Raw genomic sequence first — 19,288 nt, 5'->3', positions numbered from 1 at the left:
TGGGGCTTATTATGCCAAAAAACGCGAAAACTGAAATCACTTTTTGATGTTCAAGTTTTCGGTCAGATGCCGCTCGATGCTCTCCAAGCGTTCCAGAACCTCATCACGATACGCATCAGTTTTGACCTCATCCTCTGCATGGTGCGCGTCCTGCATGGAATTTACGATCAGACCCACCAATAGGTTCACCACCGCAAAGGTTGTGACCATAATGAAGGGGACGAAGAACAGCCAGGCATAGGGATAAACCTCCATCACCGGGCGGACGATCCCCATCGACCAGCTTTCAAGCGTCATGATCTGAAACAGTGTATAGGCCGACAGGCCAAGATCGCCGAACCAATCCGGGAAGGTTGCCGAGAACAGCTTGGTCGAGATCACGGCACCGATATAGAACAGAATTGCCATCAGCAGGAAAACACTGGCCATTCCCGGTAGGGCCGAGATGAACCCTTCAACCACCCGGCGCAGTCTTGGCGCAACGGAAATCACGCGCAATACCCGCAGGATTCGCAGGGCTCGCAGAACGGAAAGACCTCCGGCGCTGGGAACAAGCGCAATGCCGACGATCAGGAAATCGAAATTGTTCCAGCCGTTTGTGAAAAACCTGCGTCCGGTCGCGGTCAGCTTCATGGCGATTTCCGCCACAAAGATCGCAAGGCACAGCTTGTCCAGCATCACGATCAGCGGCCCGGCGGCTTCCATCAGGGTCGGCGACGTCTCCATCCCCAAAAGCACTGCGTTAAAGATGATGACAGCCGTTATGAATTGCCCGAATGCAGGCGCTTCGATGATGTTCAGCAGACGCTGTCTGAAACCCATGGGTCGCTTTCTCCTGTCTGATCAAGATGCGGCGTTCAGGGTAAACCGCGCAGCAAGTTCCGTATGTGACGACCATCGAAACTGGTCAACGACCTGCACCCATTCAAGGGTATAGCCAGCGTTAACCAAAATTTTTGCATCGCGCGCAAAGGTGACGGGGTTGCACGAGACATAGGCAATCACCGGGCGTCTGGCCTCTGCCAGCTCGGCCACCTGCGCCTCGGCACCGGCGCGGGGCGGGTCCAGAACGATTGCGTCAAACGATTTCAGTTCATCCGGCATCAACGGACGGCGGAACAGGTCGCGGGCCTCGGTCGTCACGCGTTTCAGACCTTGCGCCCTGCGCCAGCCCTGATCCAGTGCCTGCACCATGTCTGCCGCACCTTCTACCGCGTGAACCTCGGCTTTTTCCGCCAGAGGCAACGAAAACGTACCGCTGCCCGCAAACAGGTCAACAATTCGTTTCGCACCCTGCGCCGCCTCGGAAACGGCCTGTAATAGAGCCTGTTCTCCGTCTTTGGTCGCCTGAAGGAAGGCACCGGGCGGCGGCGTGACGACGGCGGCCCCAAAGCGCTGAACCGGAGCGTGGCGCATGGCAATCACTTCACCATCCCAGCTGAGCCGCGCCAGACCATGTTTTTCGGTTTCTTGCGCCAGTGCCAGTTCCAGCGGCCCATCCAAGGGCTTGCCGCCCTTGACGGCCACATCCAGCCCGCCCTTGGACAGGGTGAGCGTGACGGCCAAGACACCCTTGCGGCTGCCGCCCAGAACCGCCAGCGCCTCGGCCACGGGAATTGCGGCGATCAGGGCCGGGTCAAGCAAACGGCAATCCGGGATTTCGGTGATCGTATCCGATGCACGTCCATGGAACCCGGCCAGTGTGCCTTTCTTGGTCCGCCTGACGGCAATCGTGGCGCGTCGGCGTGAGTGTTCGGGAGATGTGTGTATCGGACGCATCGGCGCCTCAAGCCCCTGCGCGGACAGGGCGTTGCGGACAATGCTCAGCTTCCAGTCGGCGACAAACACATCAGAGGCGTGTTGCAACTGACAGCCACCGCAGGCTTTGTAATGGCGACACGGGGCCTTTACCCGGTCATCAGACGGCACCTCGACGCGGATATCGGTCAGCACCTGATCAACAAGGGTGCCGCTGACAACCTCACCCGGAAGGGTGCGCGGGGCATAAACGGGCCCATCAGCGATGCCGTCGCCCTGATGGCCAAGCCGGGTGATTGTGTAATACTGCGTCATGAGGCGCCTGATATCCGGGCTTTGGGTGCAACAAAACCCTTATTCGGCAGCTTCTGCCTGAATGAAGCCACCAGATTGCCGATGCCAGAACCGGGCGTAAAGCCCGCCCTGATCCAAAAGGTCTTCGTGGGTTCCGGTTTCCACGATTTGCCCCTGATCCAGAACGATGATCCGGTCCATCTCGCTGAGCGTTGACAATCTGTGGGCGATGGCCAGAACGGTTTTGCCCTGCATCACCCGATGAAGCGCCGATTGAATCGACGCCTCGACCTCGGAATCAAGGGCTGAGGTTGCTTCGTCCAGAACCAGAATGGGCGCATCCTTGAGAATGGCGCGTGCAAGGGCGATCCGTTGCCTTTGACCACCGCTGAGCTTTACGCCACGCTCGCCCAGATGAGCGTTATAGCCGGTGCGGCCCTGGCCGTCCTTTAAGCTCAGGATGAAGTCATGCGCTTCGGCCTTGATTGCTGCTTCGATCAACTCGGCCTCGGACGCGTCCGGGCGACCATAGAGGATGTTTTCGCGGGCAGACCGGTTGAACATCGCCGTTTCCTGCGTGACCATGCCGATCTGGCGGCGCAAACTGTCCTGCGTGACCTGCGACACGTCCTGCCCATCGATGCAAATAGCGCCGTTTTCCCTGTCATAGAGCCGAAGAAGAAGCGAAACGAGTGTTGATTTGCCCGCCCCTGAGGCACCGACAATTCCCAGCTTTTCGCCCGGTTGCACGGTGAGCGTCAGGTCCGTAACACCGCCGACGTCCCGGCCGTAAGCAAAACTGACATCTTCGAACGAGATGGATCCTTCGGTTACATCAAGATCTTTCGCGCTGCGCGCATCCTCGACCCTGTCCCGTCTGGCCAGCGTCTTCATCCCGTTTTCAATCTCACCCACATTGGCATAGAGGCCCATCAGCGTGAAGCTGACCCATCCGGTCATCTGCGAAATACGAACCGACACGGCGCCAGCGGCAACGATGTCACCCGCAGTCGCCAATCCGAACTGCCATAACCACAGCGTCGTCCCCAGCAGGAGAACAGGCAAAATACCGGCAAGCGCCATCAGGACGAACCGGAAACTGGCCGACAGCTTGCCAAACGCCAGTGATTTTTTCCGCAGCTCGACCATCGAGTGCCGCGCGGCCTGATCTTCGAAATCCGAGTGCGCAAAAAGCTTGACGGTTTTGATGTTGGTGATCGTGTCGACCACCTGCCCCGAAACCATCGCCCGCGCCCCGGCACGCGCAGCTGAGCGTATGCGAATACGCGGCAGGTACCAGCGCACCAGAAGGAAATAGACCACCAGCCAGGCTGCAAAGGGCAGCATCACCAAAGGATGAATAGACCCTAACAATAGCAAAGAGCCCGCTAGCGACGCCAACGCAAACACAATCGCACTGATCGTTTCGGACACGACCGAGGCCATGGCGTTCGACGTCTGCATCTGTTTCTGGGCAATGCGCCCGGCGAAATCATCGTCGAAATAGGTGACAGACTGGCCCAGCGTCCAGCGGTTCAGCTTGGCCAGCACCAAAGGCGTGATGTTGGGCATCACGATATAGTTGTTCGAAATCGAAGACAGCCCAAACAGGATCGGGCGCAGCAGCATGAAGAACACCACCGCCCCAAAGATCATCCACATATTCCCGGCGGTCATGAAATGCTCGGGCCCGCTGGATGTTGCCACATCGATCACACGCCCCAGAATCCACGCTGTTCCAGCCTCCATCGCGCCAGCCAGGGCCGAAAAGAACGCGGCGACAAACAGCATGGGCCAAGCACCGGAAAGGCTCCAGCGAATGAACGCCCCCAATGTCTGCGGCGGGGGCGTTTCAGTGGTCCTGAACGGATAGATGAGATCGGCAATCTTCATTCAGCGGCCTCCGGGTTCATGAAGCCGCCAGATTGCCGCGCCCAGAACTGCGCGTAAAGGCCGCCCTGCGCCAACAGATCAGAATGCGCGCCCTCTTCGACGATGCGGCCCCCGTCCATCACCAGAATGCGATCCATCTGCGCAATGGTGCTGAGCCGGTGGGCGATGGCGATCACGGTTTTGCCCTGCATCATGCCGTAGAGCGTTTCCTGAATTGACGCTTCGACCTCGGAATCCAGTGCCGATGTCGCCTCGTCCAGCAAAAGGATTGGTGCGTCTTTCAGGATCACCCGGGCCAGCGTTACCCGCTGCCGCTGACCACCAGACAACTTTACGCCCCGCTCACCCACATGCGCGTCATACCCGGTGCGCCCCTGCGGATCTTGCAGGTCAAGGATGAACGCATGCGCTTCGGCCTGTTTGGCTGCGGCGATCATCTGCGCCTCGGTCGCGTCCGGGCGGCCGTAAAGGATGTTGTCGCGCACAGACCGGTGCAGCAGCGCACTGTCTTGCTGGACCATGCCGATATGGCTGCGAAGGCTGTCCTGTGTGACACCCGCAATGTTCTGATCATCGATCAGAATGGCACCGCGTTCGATGTCATAGAACCGCAAAAGCAGCTTTACCAGGGTCGATTTCCCGGCACCCGACCGCCCAATGAGACCGACCTTTTCGCCGGGCTGAATGGTCAGGTTGATGTGGTCAAGCCCACCGGCCTCGCGCCCGTAATGGTGCGAGAGATCGCGAATCCGGATCTCACCCCTGGTCAACCGCAGGGGTTTGGCTTCGCGCGCGTCAAGCAGGTCGATAGGCTGGGCAATGGTCTCCATCCCCTCGGCCACGATACCAAGCTGGCGGAAAAAGCTGGTCAGCGCCCACATGATCCATCCGGTCATGGCGTTCAGGCGCAGGGTCAGCGCGGTTGCTGCCGCAACGACGCCAACCGAAGCGGAACCCTGCATCCACAGGGCAATTGCCCAACCCACGACACCAACGATCAGCACCCCGTTCAGGGTAACCAAAACCGCATCCATGATGGTGAAAATCCGCATCTCGATCTGGAATGTCCGGCGGGTTTCCTCGATCGCTTCACGGGCATAGTCCAGCTCTTGCGGGCCATGGGCGAACATCTTGACGGAATGAATGTTGGTATAGCTGTCCACGACGCGGCCCGTGACGGTTGACCGCGCATCGGATGCCGCCTTGGACGCCGGCCCGACACGGTGAACAGTCCAGCGCACCAGCATCGCGTAGAACGCAAACCAGATCAGCAGCGGGATCAGCAGGCGCGCATCCGCCGCATAAAGCAGGATTGCCGCCCCGATCAGGTAAGCCAGTGAAAAGGAAATCGCGTCAAAGACCTGAAAGATCACCTCACCGGCCGCGGGCGGTGTCTGCATGATCCGGTTGGCAATCCGCCCGGCAAAATCATTCTCGAACCAGCCAACCGACTGACGCAGAACGTGCTTATGGGCGCGCCAGCGGATCAGAGTGCCAAAGTTCGGCAGAATCGTGTTGTTCAGGATCAGTACGTCGACCAGATGCAACAAAGGGCGCAGAAACAGGACAAAGGCCGCGATCAACAGCAGCTCGGTCCCGTGGTTCTGCCACACCTCGGTTGGTGTGCCGCCCAACAGGTCAACGACACGACCCATATAATAGATCAACCCAATCTCGACACCGGCGACGATAATGGAAATCAGCGCAGCCCAGACAAACACCCGATAGAACGGGCGCGAATAGTCCAGCAGAAACGGCCACAGCCGGGTCGGCGGCGCGTCAGCCTCATGATAGGCGACAAAAGGGTCAACAAGGTTTTCGAAATAGCGAAACATGGAGTGTGCTCCGATTGAGCAGAGATAAAGACGTGCGAAGACAGATGGCGCCTGAACACCACCCTTTACGGGGCAAGTGTCCCGGCTTTAGCCGAACCAGATCCCGTAATACATTCGCATTCCTCCATCCATGTGACTGGCGCACCTAACCACAATGGACCAAAGTTGTCATCCCCTTTTGAGACTAAACATTAACTTGCAAGCAAGTCCTCGCGCGACAGCGCAAAACCCGACGCGATCCACCGGCTTTCAAGCTCGGCCAGCTTTTGGCCCAGCGCCGGGCCGGTAAACCCGGGGATCAGGTCTTTGGCCTGTATCGGGAAACGCGCGGCTGCGCCTGCGTGCAGGTCCTGTCTGAAGCTTTCGGACCAGGGCTGTTCGAAAAACGCGCACCGCAGAAGGGTTTTGTTCAACCCGCCTTCGTCACCATACCGATAGCCCAGTTCAGCCACGCTGGTGGTTGACTGCGCTTCGCTCCGCATTCCGGTAAGGCGTTGCAGTTGCGAACGGCTCAGGCGCAGGGTTGCGGCGTCATCGGGTGTCGCGATGGCCGCCAGACGGCGCACGGGGTTCGGTTCGGCACCTGCCGCATGTTCCAAAGCGACCAGAGGTGCCAGTGACCGGTCATCCGCGCCCGGCAGCAACTTTGCCAATACGCCCGTGCTGCGCATCGTCGCAATGGCCGGGGCCGGATCAGGCGCGCCCAGCAGTTTCAGCAGTTCCGCCCCGACGCGTTCCCGCGACAACGAGGTCAGCCCGTCAAGATTGGCACCAATGGCAGCCAGCGCGTCCGGGTCGAAACCGGCATCCGGGTCGCCATACCATGCGTGAAACCGGAAATAGCGCAGTGACCGCAGATAGTCTTCGCGAATGCGGTCCTCTGCTTCACCGATGAACCGCACCCGCCGGGCCCGAAGGTCGGGAAGCCCGCCAAGCGGGTCTAACACAGTGCCATCGGGCCTTGCATAAAGTGCATTCATGGTAAAATCGCGCCGCGCAGCATCTTCTTCGACGTGATCGGAAAAGGCGATGACAGCGCGGCGACCATCGGTTTCGACGTCACGCCGGAAAGTGGTGATCTCGTGCGGGATACCGGCGCTGACCACTGTAATCGTGCCATGGTCGATACCGGTGGGGATGGCCTTGAGGCCGGCAGCCTGCGCCATCTCGACAACCTGTTCAGGCCGGGCATCAGTGGCAATGTCGATATCCGACACCGGCGCGCCCAGCAGCGCATTGCGCACGCACCCACCCACAAAAAGCGCCTGCGCCCCGGATGAGGTCAGGGCGGCGCATACCTTTTGGGTCGCCGGTTCGCTGACCCAAAGCTCCTCAATCTGCATCATTCATTCACCCGCGCTGCAAGCCCGCGCAATATGCGGGCCGTCGCACCCCATATGTAATAAGGGCCGTACGGAACTGTGTAATATCTGCGTTTTTGTCCGCGCCAACGGCGCGATTCCACCAGATAATTCTTGGGATTCAAGAGATGCGCAAGGGGGGTCGAAAAAACTTCGTCGACTTCGCCGGGTTCCGGAACAGGTTGAAATCCCTTTCGAAGAACGGCCACCACGGGTGTGACCGTGAATGAAGTGACAGTTTCATGCGTCGGCAGGTAACCCAGAATTTCGGGAAGGTCCGCGGGAAGGCCGATCTCTTCCTGTGCTTCGCGCAGGGCCGTTGCCGTGACATCCGCATCCCCTTCATCCTGTTTGCCACCGGGAAACGCGATCTGACCCGGATGGTGTTTGAGGGCCGAGGACCGTTTCGTCAGAATCACCCGAGGGGTGTCATCTGCAAGCGAGATTGCAACCAGAACCCCCGCCGGGCGCAGGCGGCGCCCGGGCGGCAGGACAGTGTCCGGGTTCAGGTCAAAATCGCTGGACCCGTGACCGGGACGGCGCAGTGCCGTCCGGATCTGTTCAATCGGGTCAAGCACCCTTGCGGTCTTCGGCTTCAAAGCCAACCGTTGACGGGTCAAGCACATAGTGTGCGCCGCAGAACTGGCAATCGGCGGTGACCTGACCTTCGGGCGTCGTCATCTTTTCGAGGTCTTTTGCCGAATAGATCGACAGGCTCTGCCGTACCCGGTCTTCGGAACAGGTGCAGCCAAACTGCACGGACTGCGCATCAAAGACCCGTGGCTGTTCTTCGTGGAACAACCGGACCAACAAATCAGTCGGCGCAATCGAAGGACCGATCAGCTCAAGATCCTCGACTGTGTCCAGCAGGATATTGACCCGGCCCCAGTTCTCGCCCTCTTCGCCGTCGACCAGATCGCTGGCGGTCAGGATCTCGCCATTGCCCTCACCCGAGGCGGCAAATGGCGAAGCTTTGGGCATATGCTGCAACATGATGCCGCCGGCACGCCAATGTTCATCCACGCCGGGCTCGGTCGATTTGCCAAAGCTCAGCGAGAACCGGGTTGGCAGCTGCTCGGACTGTGCAAAATAGGCCTCGGCACAGGCGCTGAGAGAGGCTCCGGTCAGCGGAGTGATGCCCTGATATGGCTGTGTGCCTTCGCCCTGATCTATCATGATGGCAAAATACCCTTCACCCACCTGATCGAAGGGTGTCGCATCTGTCAGCCGGTCACGGTCAAAGCTGGCATAGGCCCGGATCTGCGCCGGCTGGCCTTCGGCCTTGGGTGCGTAATAGTCGGTCGCAATCATGCGCACAGGCCCCTTGGATTGCACCTGCAACGACAGTTTCCAACGCAGCGCAACCGTCTGCCCGATCAATGCGGTCAGCAGGGCCATCTCGGCCACCAGCGCCTCGACCTGTTCGGGGTAGTCATGTTGCTTGAGGATGCCATCCAGCACACCATCCAGACGAGCCACACGGCCACGCATATCCGATACATCGAGTTGAAAGGGCAGGACGGTATCGTCCCACGCGATTTTCGTTCCAAGAGACATGGGGTTTCCTTACGCGCCACAGGTTGGCATACCGGCACCATATAGGTCGAACAGATTAGGTTGTAAGGGGCCATACATGATCAGGCGGTTCGGTGAAACCCCAGAGCCGGGGCGGAAATACACGCGACGGGTCGGTGTTTACGCACTTTTGCCCCGCAGAAGTCACCTTTTGCTGACCTGCCAGACAGAACCCGGACCCGACCTGCAATTGCCCGGCGGGGGTATTGATCCGGGCGAATCACCCGTTACCGCCCTGCATCGCGAAGTCTTTGAAGAAACCGGGTGGCTTATTGCGGCGCCCCGGCGGATTGGTGCCTTTCGGCGCTTCACCTATATGCCGGAATACGACCTGTGGGCCGAGAAGGTCTGCCTGATCTATCGCGCCCGCCCCGTGCGACGCATAGGCCCGCCGACCGAGGCGTTTCACGAAGCGCTGTGGATGGAAACTGCTGACGCCGTCGGTTTACTGGGAAATGACGGTGACCGGCACTTTGCCGAATTGCATCTCGGGTCGCTTTAAGGTCCGTTATATTCAAAAAAGACGGCCGAGACATCATCGCCGATGCCGTCTTTGGGTGACATCACTTGCGTCAAACGCCAGAACATGTCGTCCAGAAACTCTGACCCGCCCCTTTCCGAGATGCTCTGTTGGGCCATCTGACGCAAACCGTCTTCGTCCAACAAACCGCCACCAGCCAGTTGGCATTCGGTAAACCCGTCCGAGTACAAAAGCAGCTTGTCGCCGGGCTGCATCTGCGTTTCGATTTGTTGAAAGCTCGCATCTTCGATCAATCCTATGGGCAAGCCTCCGTCACCAAGAAACTCAGCGCGGCCACCCTGCCGCAGCAGCAGGGGATGCGGATGCCCGGCCTGCACCATCTTCAGATGCCCGTTGCGCAGGTCGACGATGGCGTAGACCATCGTAAAATACTCTTCGATACCTTCATCGGCCATCAGCCGGGAATTGAGCGTTTCAGCCACATGTTCTGGTGGCAGAAGTGCGTAAAACTTGTCGAACCTCCGCTCCATCGCGACGTTCTGATCGAAATGCTTGCTGGACAGATATCCCCCCAATCGCGCCGTCATCATGGCCGAGGTGATACCATGCCCGGATACGTCGATGCTGTAGAACCCAAGCCGGTTCACCCCGGGCGAGAACATCCCCACCAGATCACCGCCGATATGACCACAAGGTTTCAGCAACAAACTGACCCGCGATTTGCCGAATGTCCGGGTCAGTTCGGGAACCAGCGATTCCTGAATTTTCCGCGCCTGCATCAGGTCCTTGTCGATCGCGTCATGCGCAAGCCTGAGTTCCTTGAGCGCGGATTCAATCAGGCGGTTTTTCTGGGAGAGCTCGCGCTGCATGTCCAGAATGCGCGCACCAGCTGAAATCCGGGCGCGCAGTTCGTCCGCCTCAAGCGGCTTGATCAGAAAATCGTCGGCCCCGGCATCCAGACCGCGCGCGACTTCCTGCTTTTCGCTTTTGGATGTCAGAAGGATGAAATAGCTGTATTGATCCGTTTCCAAGGCCCGAAAGGCACAGCAGAATTCAAGGCCGCTCATCCCCGGCATGACCCAGTCGCTCAGCACAAGATCGGGCGGATTATCGACACAAAGCGCCAAAGCGGCATGGCCTGTATCGGCCTCGATCACCTCGAACCCCCATTTCCTGAGCGAGGCCACCAGAATGCGCCGTTGCAAGCGGCTGTCATCCACCACCAGCACCGTGCGGATCGCGCCGAAATCCAGATCAGTTCTGGTTTCCTCAAGACTCGCCCCCGGCACCATTTACCCTCAGCTCTGATGAGTTTCGTCACTTATGGCGACCCTATCGCCGACTGATTTAACATCCGGTGAAGAGTGACGATTGCCGAAGCGTGGCCCCGTTAACCTGCTTTTTACCGGACGCGTCTATTCAGAACCATGACCATTCATTAGCTGGTGTATAGGATGATCCACTGGGCCAGAGTCAGGCAGTTGCGGGATGAAGTCGGCCCCGAGGAATTCGATGAGGTGGTAGAGATATTTCTGGAAGAAGTGCAGGACGTGATCATCCGCCTGCGCCGCGACACCAACCGGGCCGAGCTGGAGCAGAACCTGCATTTCCTGAAAGGCAGCGCATTGAGCCTGGGGTTCGATCAATTCTCGAAACTCTGCCAGGATGGGGAACGGCAGGCCGCGGCAGGGCAAGGGGCCGAGGTTGATCTGCCAGCGCTTTTGGCTGCTTTCGACAGCTCGAAAACCATGTTTGAAGCCGAGCTGAATGAGAACCTGAACTAGATCACGAACTGTGCCAGCGTCTCGTCCTCGGTGATGTCGGTATAGGTGAACCCGGCATCGTCCAGATGGGCAAACAGGCGCATGAAGTTTTCGGGCTTGCGGGTTTCGATCCCGATCAGAACCGAACCGAAATTGCGCGCCGATTTCTTCATGTATTCGAACCGCGCGATATCATCCTCGGGGCCGAGAATATTCAGGAATTCCTTCAGGGCGCCGGGTCGCTGCGGCAGGCGCAGGATGAAGTACTTTTTCACACCGGAATACCGCTGCGCACGTTCCTTGACCTCGGGAAGGCGTTCGAAATCGAAATTGCCGCCGGATGTCAGGCAGACCACGGTCTTTCCGCGCACAAAGCTTTGGATATCACCTACTGCCTCGATCGCCAGCGCCCCCGCAGGTTCCAGCACGATGCCTTCGACATTCAGCATCTCGATCATGGTGGCGCAGATACGATCCTCGGACAGGACCAGAACGTCCGACAGGTGGCGTGATTTCAACAACTCGAACGGCTTTTCACCGATCCGCCCGACCGCCGCGCCATCGACAAAGGTATCCACATAATCCAGCGAAACAGGATGCCCCGCCGCCAGGGCTGCGCGCAGACAGGCCCCTCCGGCCGGTTCGACGAACAGGCAATGGGTGCGGTCCCCGAACCATGTAGCGACACCGGCGGACATGCCGCCTCCACCCACGGGAAGCACAACGTGATCGGGCGCACCGCCCATCTGCCTTTCGATTTCAACCGCCAGCGAGGCTTGCCCTTCGATCACATCGGCATCGTCAAAAGGTGACAGGAAATATCCGCCCTGCTGCGTGCACCATGCCTGAGCGGCAGCAAGCGTGTCATCGAAATAGTCACCGATCAGATGAATCTCGACGGTGTCCCCGCCAAAGATACGCGTTTTCTGGATCTTCTGCTGAGGCGTCGTGACCGGCATGAAGATCACGCCCCGGACCCCCATATGCTGGCACATATAGGCCACGCCCTGCGCGTGATTGCCCGCGCTGGCACAGACGAACAGGTCCTGCCCCTGTTGCTTTCGCATGGCGTTAAAGGCACCGCGAATCTTGTAGGAGCGCACCGGGCTCAGGTCTTCGCGCTTGAGCCAGATATCCGCCCCATAACGGTCGGACAGGTGGGCATTGCGCTGCAACGGCGTCGCCGGGAAGACAGAGCGCATCGCCTCTTCGGCGGCGCGGGCGCGGGTCATGAAGTCGGTCATGCCCGCCTCCCTGCCCCATCAGCGTGATAAGGGCAAGGAATACATATGTGTACGGGCGTCAGCGTAGTTCGCGCTTCTCGACGACAAAACCGTAAAGGGCCGTCATGATGCTGACGCCCAGCATGAGCAGAAACCATTGCGCAACTAGGAAATAGACAAAGCTGCCTATGATTGGGGCCAGAGGTGTATGTAGCAACAAATTCGGTATTGCTGTAAGAACTCCAACACAAAGTGCGGCAACAAAAATCGGCTTAGAGAACTCTTTGGTTTTGCGCCACGAATCTGGAACTTTCATAAATTCCCCAACTGCCGCAGCCGGTAACACGAGCGAAAGCCTAAACGAAATGTACGAAATGACGACACCAAGCAAAAAACCAAGAAAGGTGCCGTCATCAGTTGACACCCCGCCATCATAAAAAACGGCTGCAGGTACCAGAAAAATAAAAACAGCGACAAGACTCAGTAGAATGCTCAATGGGATAATCCGAAGAAATGCGCCGCCATAGGCCCACATACGGTCTCCGTCCCATACTGGCCACGCGAGATGTGGTTCAACGTTCTGAAGTACGTAACGATGCCAGCCTACGGCCACCCAAACCAGTACGATCAAATAGAGGACTGCGAGTACAAAGCCAGCTAGAGACACGCCCAACATCGGAGAGAGTTTATCGGTCTCCGGCAAACTTTCCGTCTGAAAAATAGTCAAAAAATAGAATGCGGTGCCTAAAACAAGAAACGGAAAAAAGCTTAATCTCAACGCGACTGATATGTTGTCCAAAAGCATTAATACCGCATGCCTAAAAATCTTGTAGCCCAGCATCCTAAAACTGCCCTCTCAACCAATCCTTGTTCTCTTTCCCTCCGTTTCACCTCATTTCCCGGCCTTCGTCAACGCGCACCAACTTGCCCCCGCGTCCAAAACCCGCTAGGGGCCAATCGTTCTACGCATAAAGGGAAGTCAGATGTCCGCGCCCAAGAAAGTTGTTCTGGCCTATTCCGGTGGCCTTGATACCTCGATCATTCTGAAATGGCTGCAGACCGAGTATGGCTGTGAGGTCGTGACCTTCACCGCCGATCTGGGTCAGGGCGAGGAACTGGAGCCCGCACGCCAAAAGGCCGAATTGCTGGGGATCAAGCCCGAGAACATCTATATCGAGGATATCCGCGAGGAGTTTGTCCGCGATTTCGTCTTCCCGATGTTCCGTGCCAATGCGCAATATGAAGGGCTGTACCTGCTGGGTACCTCGATCGCACGGCCGCTGATCTCGAAACGTCTGGTTGAGATTGCCGAGGCCACTGGTGCTGATGCTGTTGCCCACGGCGCAACCGGCAAGGGCAACGATCAGGTGCGGTTCGAACTGGCGGCTTACGCGCTCAACCCAGACATCAAGGTCATTGCACCGTGGCGCGAATGGGATCTGACCAGCCGCACCAAGCTGCTGGAATTCGCCGAGCAGAACCAAATTCCGATTGCCAAGGACAAACGCGGTGAGGCACCGTTCTCGGTTGATGCAAACCTGCTGCACACCTCATCCGAGGGCAAGGTTCTGGAAGACCCCGCCGATATGGCGCCCGACTATGTCTACCAGCGCACCGTCCACCCCGAAGACGCCCCGAATGAGCCTGAGTTCATCGAGATCGGCTTTGAAAAAGGCGACGCGGTCAGCATCAACGGTGAGGCGATGAGCCCGGCCACGATTCTGACCAAGCTGAACGAATATGGCGGCAAGCACGGTATTGGCCGTCTGGACCTGGTCGAAGGCCGGTTCGTGGGCATGAAGTCGCGCGGTATCTACGAGACACCCGGCGGCACCATCCTGCTGGAAGCGCATCGTGGCATTGAATCCATCACCATGGACCGCGGCGCGATGCACCTGAAAGACCAGCTGATGCCGCAATATGCGGAACTCATCTATAACGGTTTCTGGTACAGCCCCGAGCGCGAGATGCTGCAAGCCGCCATCGACAGATCGCAAGAGCATGTTACCGGCACCGTTCGTGTGAAACTGTACAAAGGTCTGGCCTCGACCGTGGGCCGCTGGTCGGATCATTCGCTGTATTCTGAGGCACATGTGACCTTCGAAGAGGATGCAGGTGCGTACGATCAGAAAGATGCGGCAGGCTTTATCCAGCTGAATGCGCTGCGTCTGAAACTGCTGGCTGCGCGCAACAAGCGCCTGTCCAAGTGATCGACGAAGACGATACCGACGACGAGCTCGATATGTTCATCGAGGCGCAGGACACGGTTTGGGCCGATGTCCTGCGCGAACTTGAACAGGGGCAGAAAACCAGCCACTGGATGTGGTTCGTGTTTCCGCAACTGGCCGAGCTAGGCCAATCCCATATGGCACAGCTCTACGGCATTGAAGATCTGGACGAGGCGACACGCTATCTGAACCACCCGGAACTGCGCGACCGGCTTAGGCAGACGGCCTCGCTGATGCTGCTGCACACGGGGCGCGATGCCCGCGACATTCTGGGCGGAATTGACGCGAAAAAGCTGCGGTCTTCGATGACATTGTTTTCATCTGTGGCAGATGCTCCGCCCGAGTTTCGTGCTGTTCTGGACGCCTTCTATGGCGGTAAGCCTTGTGACCGGACGGTTCAGATTCTCGGCGCATCGTGATCAGAAGTTCCAGTTGGGTCAGCCTTGCCTGTTCGGCACCTGACGCATTACGCATTCGGAAACCGTGAAAGGACCCCGAATGCTTCAGGACATCGCCGATGGAATTCAAAAAGGGCTGAACGGCAAAAGCTTTGACGGTTCGCTCAAATTCGATTGCGGCGCGGACGGTGTGATTGTTCTGGCGGACAATCAGGCAACGACGCAGGATCGGGACACGGATTGCACAATCCGCATCTCGCAGGAGAACCTGACCAAGCTGTTGACCGGAAAGCTGAACCCGATGACCGGCGTTGCTTTGGGCAAGCTCAAGATCTCGGGCAATATGGGTGTTGCGATGAAGCTGGGGCAACTGCTGGGCTGAGTTTACTGCAAAGCTGGCCTTTGTCCCAGGCCAGCCAGACCGGCGGTCCCGCCCGCGGTGTACCGCCGTTCCCCATCGGGATACCTATCGCGCATGATCCGTCGCAAATGAACGGTGGTTTCGTCCGCCTTTCAAGTGGGCCGTTTACGCGTGATCGCAGACGATAAACTAGTCTCACCAGCGCGTGACATTGCATGACAGGCAATTGCAAGGGGGTCGAACCCGCGTCAATCTCATCTTAAAAGGAGACCTGACATGATGCGGACTGCTTATTTTGAAACCGTCAGACCAGCCCTTCTGTTTACACTGATTGCATTGGCTGCACTGTTGCGCGCGCTGCCCGCCCCGGCTGCAGGAACCGAAACGCTGACGGTGGCTGGCGGGTGTTTCTGGTGCGTGGAATCCGATTTCGAATCCGTGCCCGGCGTAATCGGGGCGGTGTCAGGGTACACCGGCGGCACATCTGCGGACCCGACATATGATCAGGTTTCAAAAGGGGGAACCGGACACTACGAGGCGGTTCAGATCACGTTCGATCCGGCGCGCGTCTCTCGCGCGTCACTTCTGAACATGTTTTTCCGGTCGGTTGACCCGACAGACGCAGGTGGCCAGTTCTGCGACCGGGGCGACAGCTATCGAACTGCAATATTCGTCTCTAACAAAGGCGAAAAGGTGTTGGCAGAACAAGCCAAAGCAGACGCGCAGCAAGCGCTGGGGCAGACCATTGTCACCCCGGTTCTTAGCGCAGGACCCTTTTACCCCGCCGAGGCGTATCATCAGGATTATTACAAAGGCAACAAACTGGTCCTTACCCGTTTTGGACCAAAGCGCCAGCACAACGCCTACAAGGCGTATCGCAAAGCCTGTGGTCGTGACGCGCGCGTCAAGCAGCTTTGGGGTGGGGATGCGCCATTTGCAGGCTCCTAGTCAAAGGATGCGTCACGTACTTCTTTCAGATCGGGAATGACATCCGCCGTTCCGTGCCGCATGACCATCAGGGCTGCGGCGCGGTTTGCCTGCAATATGGCCTGTTCCATTGGCATTCCGCGATCCATGCCTGCCAGCACGTAGCCGGTGAAGGTGTCGCCTGCCCCTGTGGTATCCACCGCCCGCACCTTATGCGCGGGAAACTCGACCGGATCGTTGCCCTGCTGCAAGTACCTCGCACCTTTTGAGCCGAGGGTAACGATGACATGCCGAACGGGCAGATCGGCGATGCTCAGACCGGTTTCCTGGCGCAGCTGTTCAGCCTCCACCTCATTCAGGATCAGGAAATCCAGATAAGGCAGAACGCCCTGAACGGCCTGAGCCTGAAACGGGGCCGCGGCATAACAGACGGTCAGGCCAAGCTTGCGCCCCAGCTGCGCCGCTTCGACCTGGGCATTGGTTTCATTCTGCAAGATCAGCAGATCACCGGTGTTTGCCGAGGCCAGCGCCTGCCCCAGATGGGCGGGTTCCAATGCGTGATTGGCCCCGGGATACAGGATAATCAGGTTCTCACCCTCGGCATCCACCGCAATGATGGCGTGGCCTGTGGGAACATCCACCTTAGAGATATGGCGTGTATCCACACCATATTCTGTCAGTCGATCCTTGGCCCAGCGCCCATCGGGCCCCACGGCACCTATATGGCTGACGCGTGATCCCGCACGCGCCGCGGCCACCGACATGTTGGCCCCCTTGCCGCCCAGGAACCGATCCAGCCTACGGGCAGCCAGAGTTTCCCCCGGCGCAGGCAGATGCGGCAGGTCATAGACCATATCCGCGTTGATCGAGCCGAGATTCCAGATCGTCATGATTTATCCGATGTCGCAAGAGGCCAGAATGGCCATGTTCAGAATATCGTTCGCGGTCGAGACGGTCGAGCAGATCTGGATCGGCTTGTCGATGCCTGACAGGATCGGGCCGATCACGGTCGCTCCACCCATTTCCTGCATCAGCTTGGTCGAGATTGATGCCGAATGCCGGGCCGGAACGATCAGGATATTCGCCGGACCGGTCAGGCGCGAGAACGGATAGGCCGCTTGCTGTTCGATGTTCAGGGCGACGTCCACCGTCATTTCACCCTCGTATTCAAAGTCGACGCCGCGCCGATCCAGAACAGCCGGGGCACGGTGCATCTTTTCAGCACGTTCTGACACCGGATAGCCAAAGGTCGAGAAGCTGACAAAAGCCACGCGCGGCTCCAGCCCCATATGCCGGGCAACTGCGGCCGAACGCTCGGCAATATTCGCCAGATCGTTTTCGTCGGGCCATTCATGTACCAAAGTGTCGCCAATCAGGACAATCCGGCCCTTATGCAGCAAAGCTGTCACACCGGCAGCACCGTTGGCCGCATCTGCATCAAACACATGGTTGATCCGGTCGAGCACATGCGCGGACTTGCGGGTTGCGCCAGTGACCAGACCATCACCATGCCCGTGGGCCAGCATCAGCGAAGAAAACACATGGCGGTCCCGTGCAGCCAAACGGTGAATGTCTTTGCGGTCAAACCCCTTACGCTGCAGGCGCTGATACAGGAAGTTCGAATAGGTTTCGAGATGCGTGGTATTGGCGGCATTCACGACCTCGATTTCACGCACAGCGTCGCCCAGGCCCGTGGCTTCCAGTTTGGTCTTAACATCGTCTGGCCGACCCACCACAAGCGCCTTACCAAAACCTGACCGCTGATACATGACCGCAGCGCGCAATACCCGGGGATCGTCGCCTTCGGCGAAAATCATGCGGCTTTGCGCCTGACGCGCACGGGCGTTCAAACCGCGCAGGATACTGGCGGTCGGGTCCATCCGGGATTTCAGGCTCAGCTCATACGCGTCCATATCGATGATCGGACGGCGCGCGGCACCGGTGTCCATCCCCGCCCTTGCAACGGCCGGTGGGATGCGATGGATCAAACGCGGGTCGAATGGGGTGGGAATGATATAGTCCCGCCCAAAGGTCAGCGACTTGCCATAGGCCATGGCGACCTCATCCGGCACATCCTCGCGCGCCAGATTGGCAAGTGCGTGGGCACAGGCGATCTTCATCTCATCATTAATGGCGCGGGCGTGAATGTCCAACGCACCGCGGAACAGGTAGGGGAAGCCCAGAACGTTATTCACCTGGTTTGGATAATCGCTGCGCCCGGTGGCAACGATCGCATCCACGCGAACCTCGTGCGCTTCTTCCGGAGTGATCTCGGGGTCGGGATTGGCCATTGCAAAGATGACAGGATTGTCGGCCATGCTGGCGACCATATCCTGCGTGACCGCGCCTTTCACCGAAACGCCCAGGAACACATCCGCCCCCTTCATCGCGTCTTCCAATGTGCGCAAGTCGGTTGTGATCGCGTGGGCCGATTTCCACTGGTTCATGCCCTCTGTCCGGCCCTGATAGATCACGCCCTTGGTATCGCAGACAATGCAGTTTTCATGCCGCGCGCCCATTGCCTTGAGCAGTTCGATACAGGCAATCCCCGCGGCACCTGCGCCATTCAGAACGATTTTCACGTCCTCGATCTTCTTGCCCGAGATATGCAGCGCGTTCAGCAGGCCCGCCGCACAGATCACGGCCGTGCCGTGCTGGTCATCGTGAAAGACGGGGATGTCCATCTCTTCCTTCAGTCGCTGTTCGATGATGAAACACTCGGGCGCCTTGATGTCTTCCAGATTGATGCCGCCAAAGGTTGGCCCCATCAGACGCACCGCGCGGCAGAATTCATCCGGGTCTTCGGTGTCCAGCTCGATATCGATCGAGTTCACATCGGCGAACCGTTTGAACAGGACCGATTTGCCTTCCATCACCGGTTTCGAGCCCAGCGCGCCGAGGTTACCAAGGCCCAACACCGCCGTCCCGTTCGAGATTACGGCCACCAGGTTGCCCTTGTTGGTATAATCATAGGCCGTTTCCGGGTTTTCCGCGATAGCCTCGCAGGGAACGGCCACACCCGGGCTGTAGGCCAGCGACAGATCTCGCTGCGTTGTCATGGGGACGGTGGCCTGCACCTCCCACTTGCCGGGGGTGGGGTCCAGGTGAAAGGCCAATGCCTCTTCTTTGGTGATCTTCGCTTTGGGCATCTTAAATGTCGTTTCCATGACTTCAGGGCTGACGCCTCATAG

Annotated in this window: 18 protein-coding genes; 6 read left to right on the top strand and 12 right to left on the bottom strand. The window is 58.5% G+C overall.

The window, feature by feature from the left end; all coding sequences use genetic code 11:
• Window positions 1-36: 36 nt before the first annotated feature.
• The 7 genes from ACR0DY_RS11215 to hslO all read right to left on the bottom strand — a co-directional run bounded on the left by ACR0DY_RS11215 (window position 37) and on the right by hslO (window position 8,698).
• Window positions 37-822 (bottom strand): ion transporter, encoded by a 786-nt coding sequence (locus ACR0DY_RS11215; RefSeq protein WP_480486945.1) that lies wholly within the window; start codon window positions 820-822, stop codon window positions 37-39.
• Between the two features lie 21 nt (window positions 823-843).
• Window positions 844-2,073, bottom strand: a complete 1,230-nt coding sequence (locus tag ACR0DY_RS11210; RefSeq protein ID WP_480898285.1) for a class I SAM-dependent RNA methyltransferase — start codon at window positions 2,071-2,073, stop codon at window positions 844-846.
• A gap of 39 nt (window positions 2,074-2,112) precedes the next feature.
• Entirely contained in the window at window positions 2,113-3,945 is a 1,833-nt protein-coding gene (locus ACR0DY_RS11205) for an ABC transporter ATP-binding protein (protein WP_480494011.1), read from the bottom strand.
• The gene (locus ACR0DY_RS11200; RefSeq protein ID WP_480546071.1) at window positions 3,942-5,780 is read right to left on the bottom strand and encodes an ABC transporter ATP-binding protein; all 1,839 of its coding nucleotides are present in this window, start codon (window positions 5,778-5,780) and stop codon (window positions 3,942-3,944) included. Before ACR0DY_RS11200 ends, ACR0DY_RS11205 begins: the two co-directional genes overlap by 4 nt.
• A gap of 191 nt (window positions 5,781-5,971) precedes the next feature.
• Window positions 5,972-7,126 (bottom strand): CCA tRNA nucleotidyltransferase, encoded by a 1,155-nt coding sequence (locus tag ACR0DY_RS11195; protein WP_480546072.1) that lies wholly within the window; start codon window positions 7,124-7,126, stop codon window positions 5,972-5,974.
• Window positions 7,123-7,719, bottom strand: coding sequence for a CoA pyrophosphatase (locus tag ACR0DY_RS11190; protein ID WP_480482502.1), 597 nt, complete (start codon window positions 7,717-7,719; stop codon window positions 7,123-7,125). Before ACR0DY_RS11190 ends, ACR0DY_RS11195 begins: the two co-directional genes overlap by 4 nt.
• On the bottom strand, window positions 7,712-8,698 hold the full coding sequence (gene hslO, locus ACR0DY_RS11185) for an Hsp33 family molecular chaperone HslO (protein WP_480482504.1): 987 nt from the start codon (window positions 8,696-8,698) through the stop codon (window positions 7,712-7,714). Before hslO ends, ACR0DY_RS11190 begins: the two co-directional genes overlap by 8 nt.
• A gap of 76 nt (window positions 8,699-8,774) precedes the next feature.
• Here hslO and ACR0DY_RS11180 point away from each other — a divergent pair, with 76 nt between their 5' ends.
• Complete coding sequence (locus ACR0DY_RS11180; protein WP_267363745.1) at window positions 8,775-9,218, top strand: NUDIX hydrolase; 444 nt, start codon at window positions 8,775-8,777, stop codon at window positions 9,216-9,218.
• Here the strand turns inward: ACR0DY_RS11180 and ACR0DY_RS11175 are convergent.
• Window positions 9,215-10,489 carry a PP2C family protein-serine/threonine phosphatase gene (locus ACR0DY_RS11175; RefSeq protein ID WP_480474377.1) on the bottom strand — a complete coding sequence of 425 codons (1,275 nt, stop codon included), beginning with the start codon at window positions 10,487-10,489 and terminating at the stop codon, window positions 9,215-9,217. The genes ACR0DY_RS11180 and ACR0DY_RS11175 overlap by 4 nt on opposite strands.
• 162 nt (window positions 10,490-10,651) lie before the next feature.
• On the opposite strand from ACR0DY_RS11175, the gene ACR0DY_RS11170 reads away from it, so the two are divergent.
• Complete coding sequence (locus tag ACR0DY_RS11170; RefSeq protein ID WP_480546073.1) at window positions 10,652-10,981, top strand: Hpt domain-containing protein; 330 nt, start codon at window positions 10,652-10,654, stop codon at window positions 10,979-10,981.
• On the opposite strand, the gene ilvA is transcribed toward ACR0DY_RS11170, so the two are convergent.
• Complete coding sequence (ilvA, locus tag ACR0DY_RS11165; RefSeq protein ID WP_480482508.1) at window positions 10,978-12,204, bottom strand: threonine ammonia-lyase IlvA; 1,227 nt, start codon at window positions 12,202-12,204, stop codon at window positions 10,978-10,980. The genes ACR0DY_RS11170 and ilvA overlap by 4 nt on opposite strands.
• 58 nt (window positions 12,205-12,262) lie before the next feature.
• Entirely contained in the window at window positions 12,263-13,024 is a 762-nt protein-coding gene (locus ACR0DY_RS11160; protein WP_480482510.1) for a hypothetical protein, read from the bottom strand.
• Between the two features lie 142 nt (window positions 13,025-13,166).
• Between ACR0DY_RS11160 and ACR0DY_RS11155 the strand changes: the two genes are divergently transcribed.
• The 4 genes from ACR0DY_RS11155 (at window position 13,167) to msrA (ending at window position 16,118) form a co-directional block, all read left to right on the top strand.
• Window positions 13,167-14,393, top strand: a complete 1,227-nt coding sequence (locus ACR0DY_RS11155; protein WP_480482512.1) for an argininosuccinate synthase — start codon at window positions 13,167-13,169, stop codon at window positions 14,391-14,393.
• Window positions 14,394-14,425: 32 nt separating this feature from the next.
• A complete protein-coding gene (locus ACR0DY_RS11150) occupies window positions 14,426-14,830 on the top strand; it encodes a DUF1810 domain-containing protein (RefSeq protein WP_480482895.1) in 405 nt (134 codons plus the stop codon).
• Window positions 14,831-14,909: 79 nt separating this feature from the next.
• Entirely contained in the window at window positions 14,910-15,191 is a 282-nt protein-coding gene (locus tag ACR0DY_RS11145) for an SCP2 sterol-binding domain-containing protein (protein WP_480482514.1), read from the top strand.
• Between the two features lie 255 nt (window positions 15,192-15,446).
• A complete protein-coding gene (msrA, locus tag ACR0DY_RS11140) occupies window positions 15,447-16,118 on the top strand; it encodes a peptide-methionine (S)-S-oxide reductase MsrA (protein ID WP_480482516.1) in 672 nt (223 codons plus the stop codon).
• On the opposite strand, the gene ACR0DY_RS11135 is transcribed toward msrA, so the two are convergent.
• A complete protein-coding gene (locus ACR0DY_RS11135) occupies window positions 16,115-16,987 on the bottom strand; it encodes a ribokinase (RefSeq protein ID WP_480898283.1) in 873 nt (290 codons plus the stop codon). The genes msrA and ACR0DY_RS11135 overlap by 4 nt on opposite strands.
• A 3-nt stretch (window positions 16,988-16,990) precedes the next feature.
• Window positions 16,991-19,246, bottom strand: a complete 2,256-nt coding sequence (locus ACR0DY_RS11130; RefSeq protein WP_267363735.1) for an NADP-dependent malic enzyme — start codon at window positions 19,244-19,246, stop codon at window positions 16,991-16,993.
• Window positions 19,247-19,288: the final 42 nt, after the last annotated feature.

The sequence above is a fragment of the Ruegeria sp. O6 genome, assembly GCF_056535045.1.
This window is presented reverse-complemented; position numbering and strand designations above follow the sequence as displayed.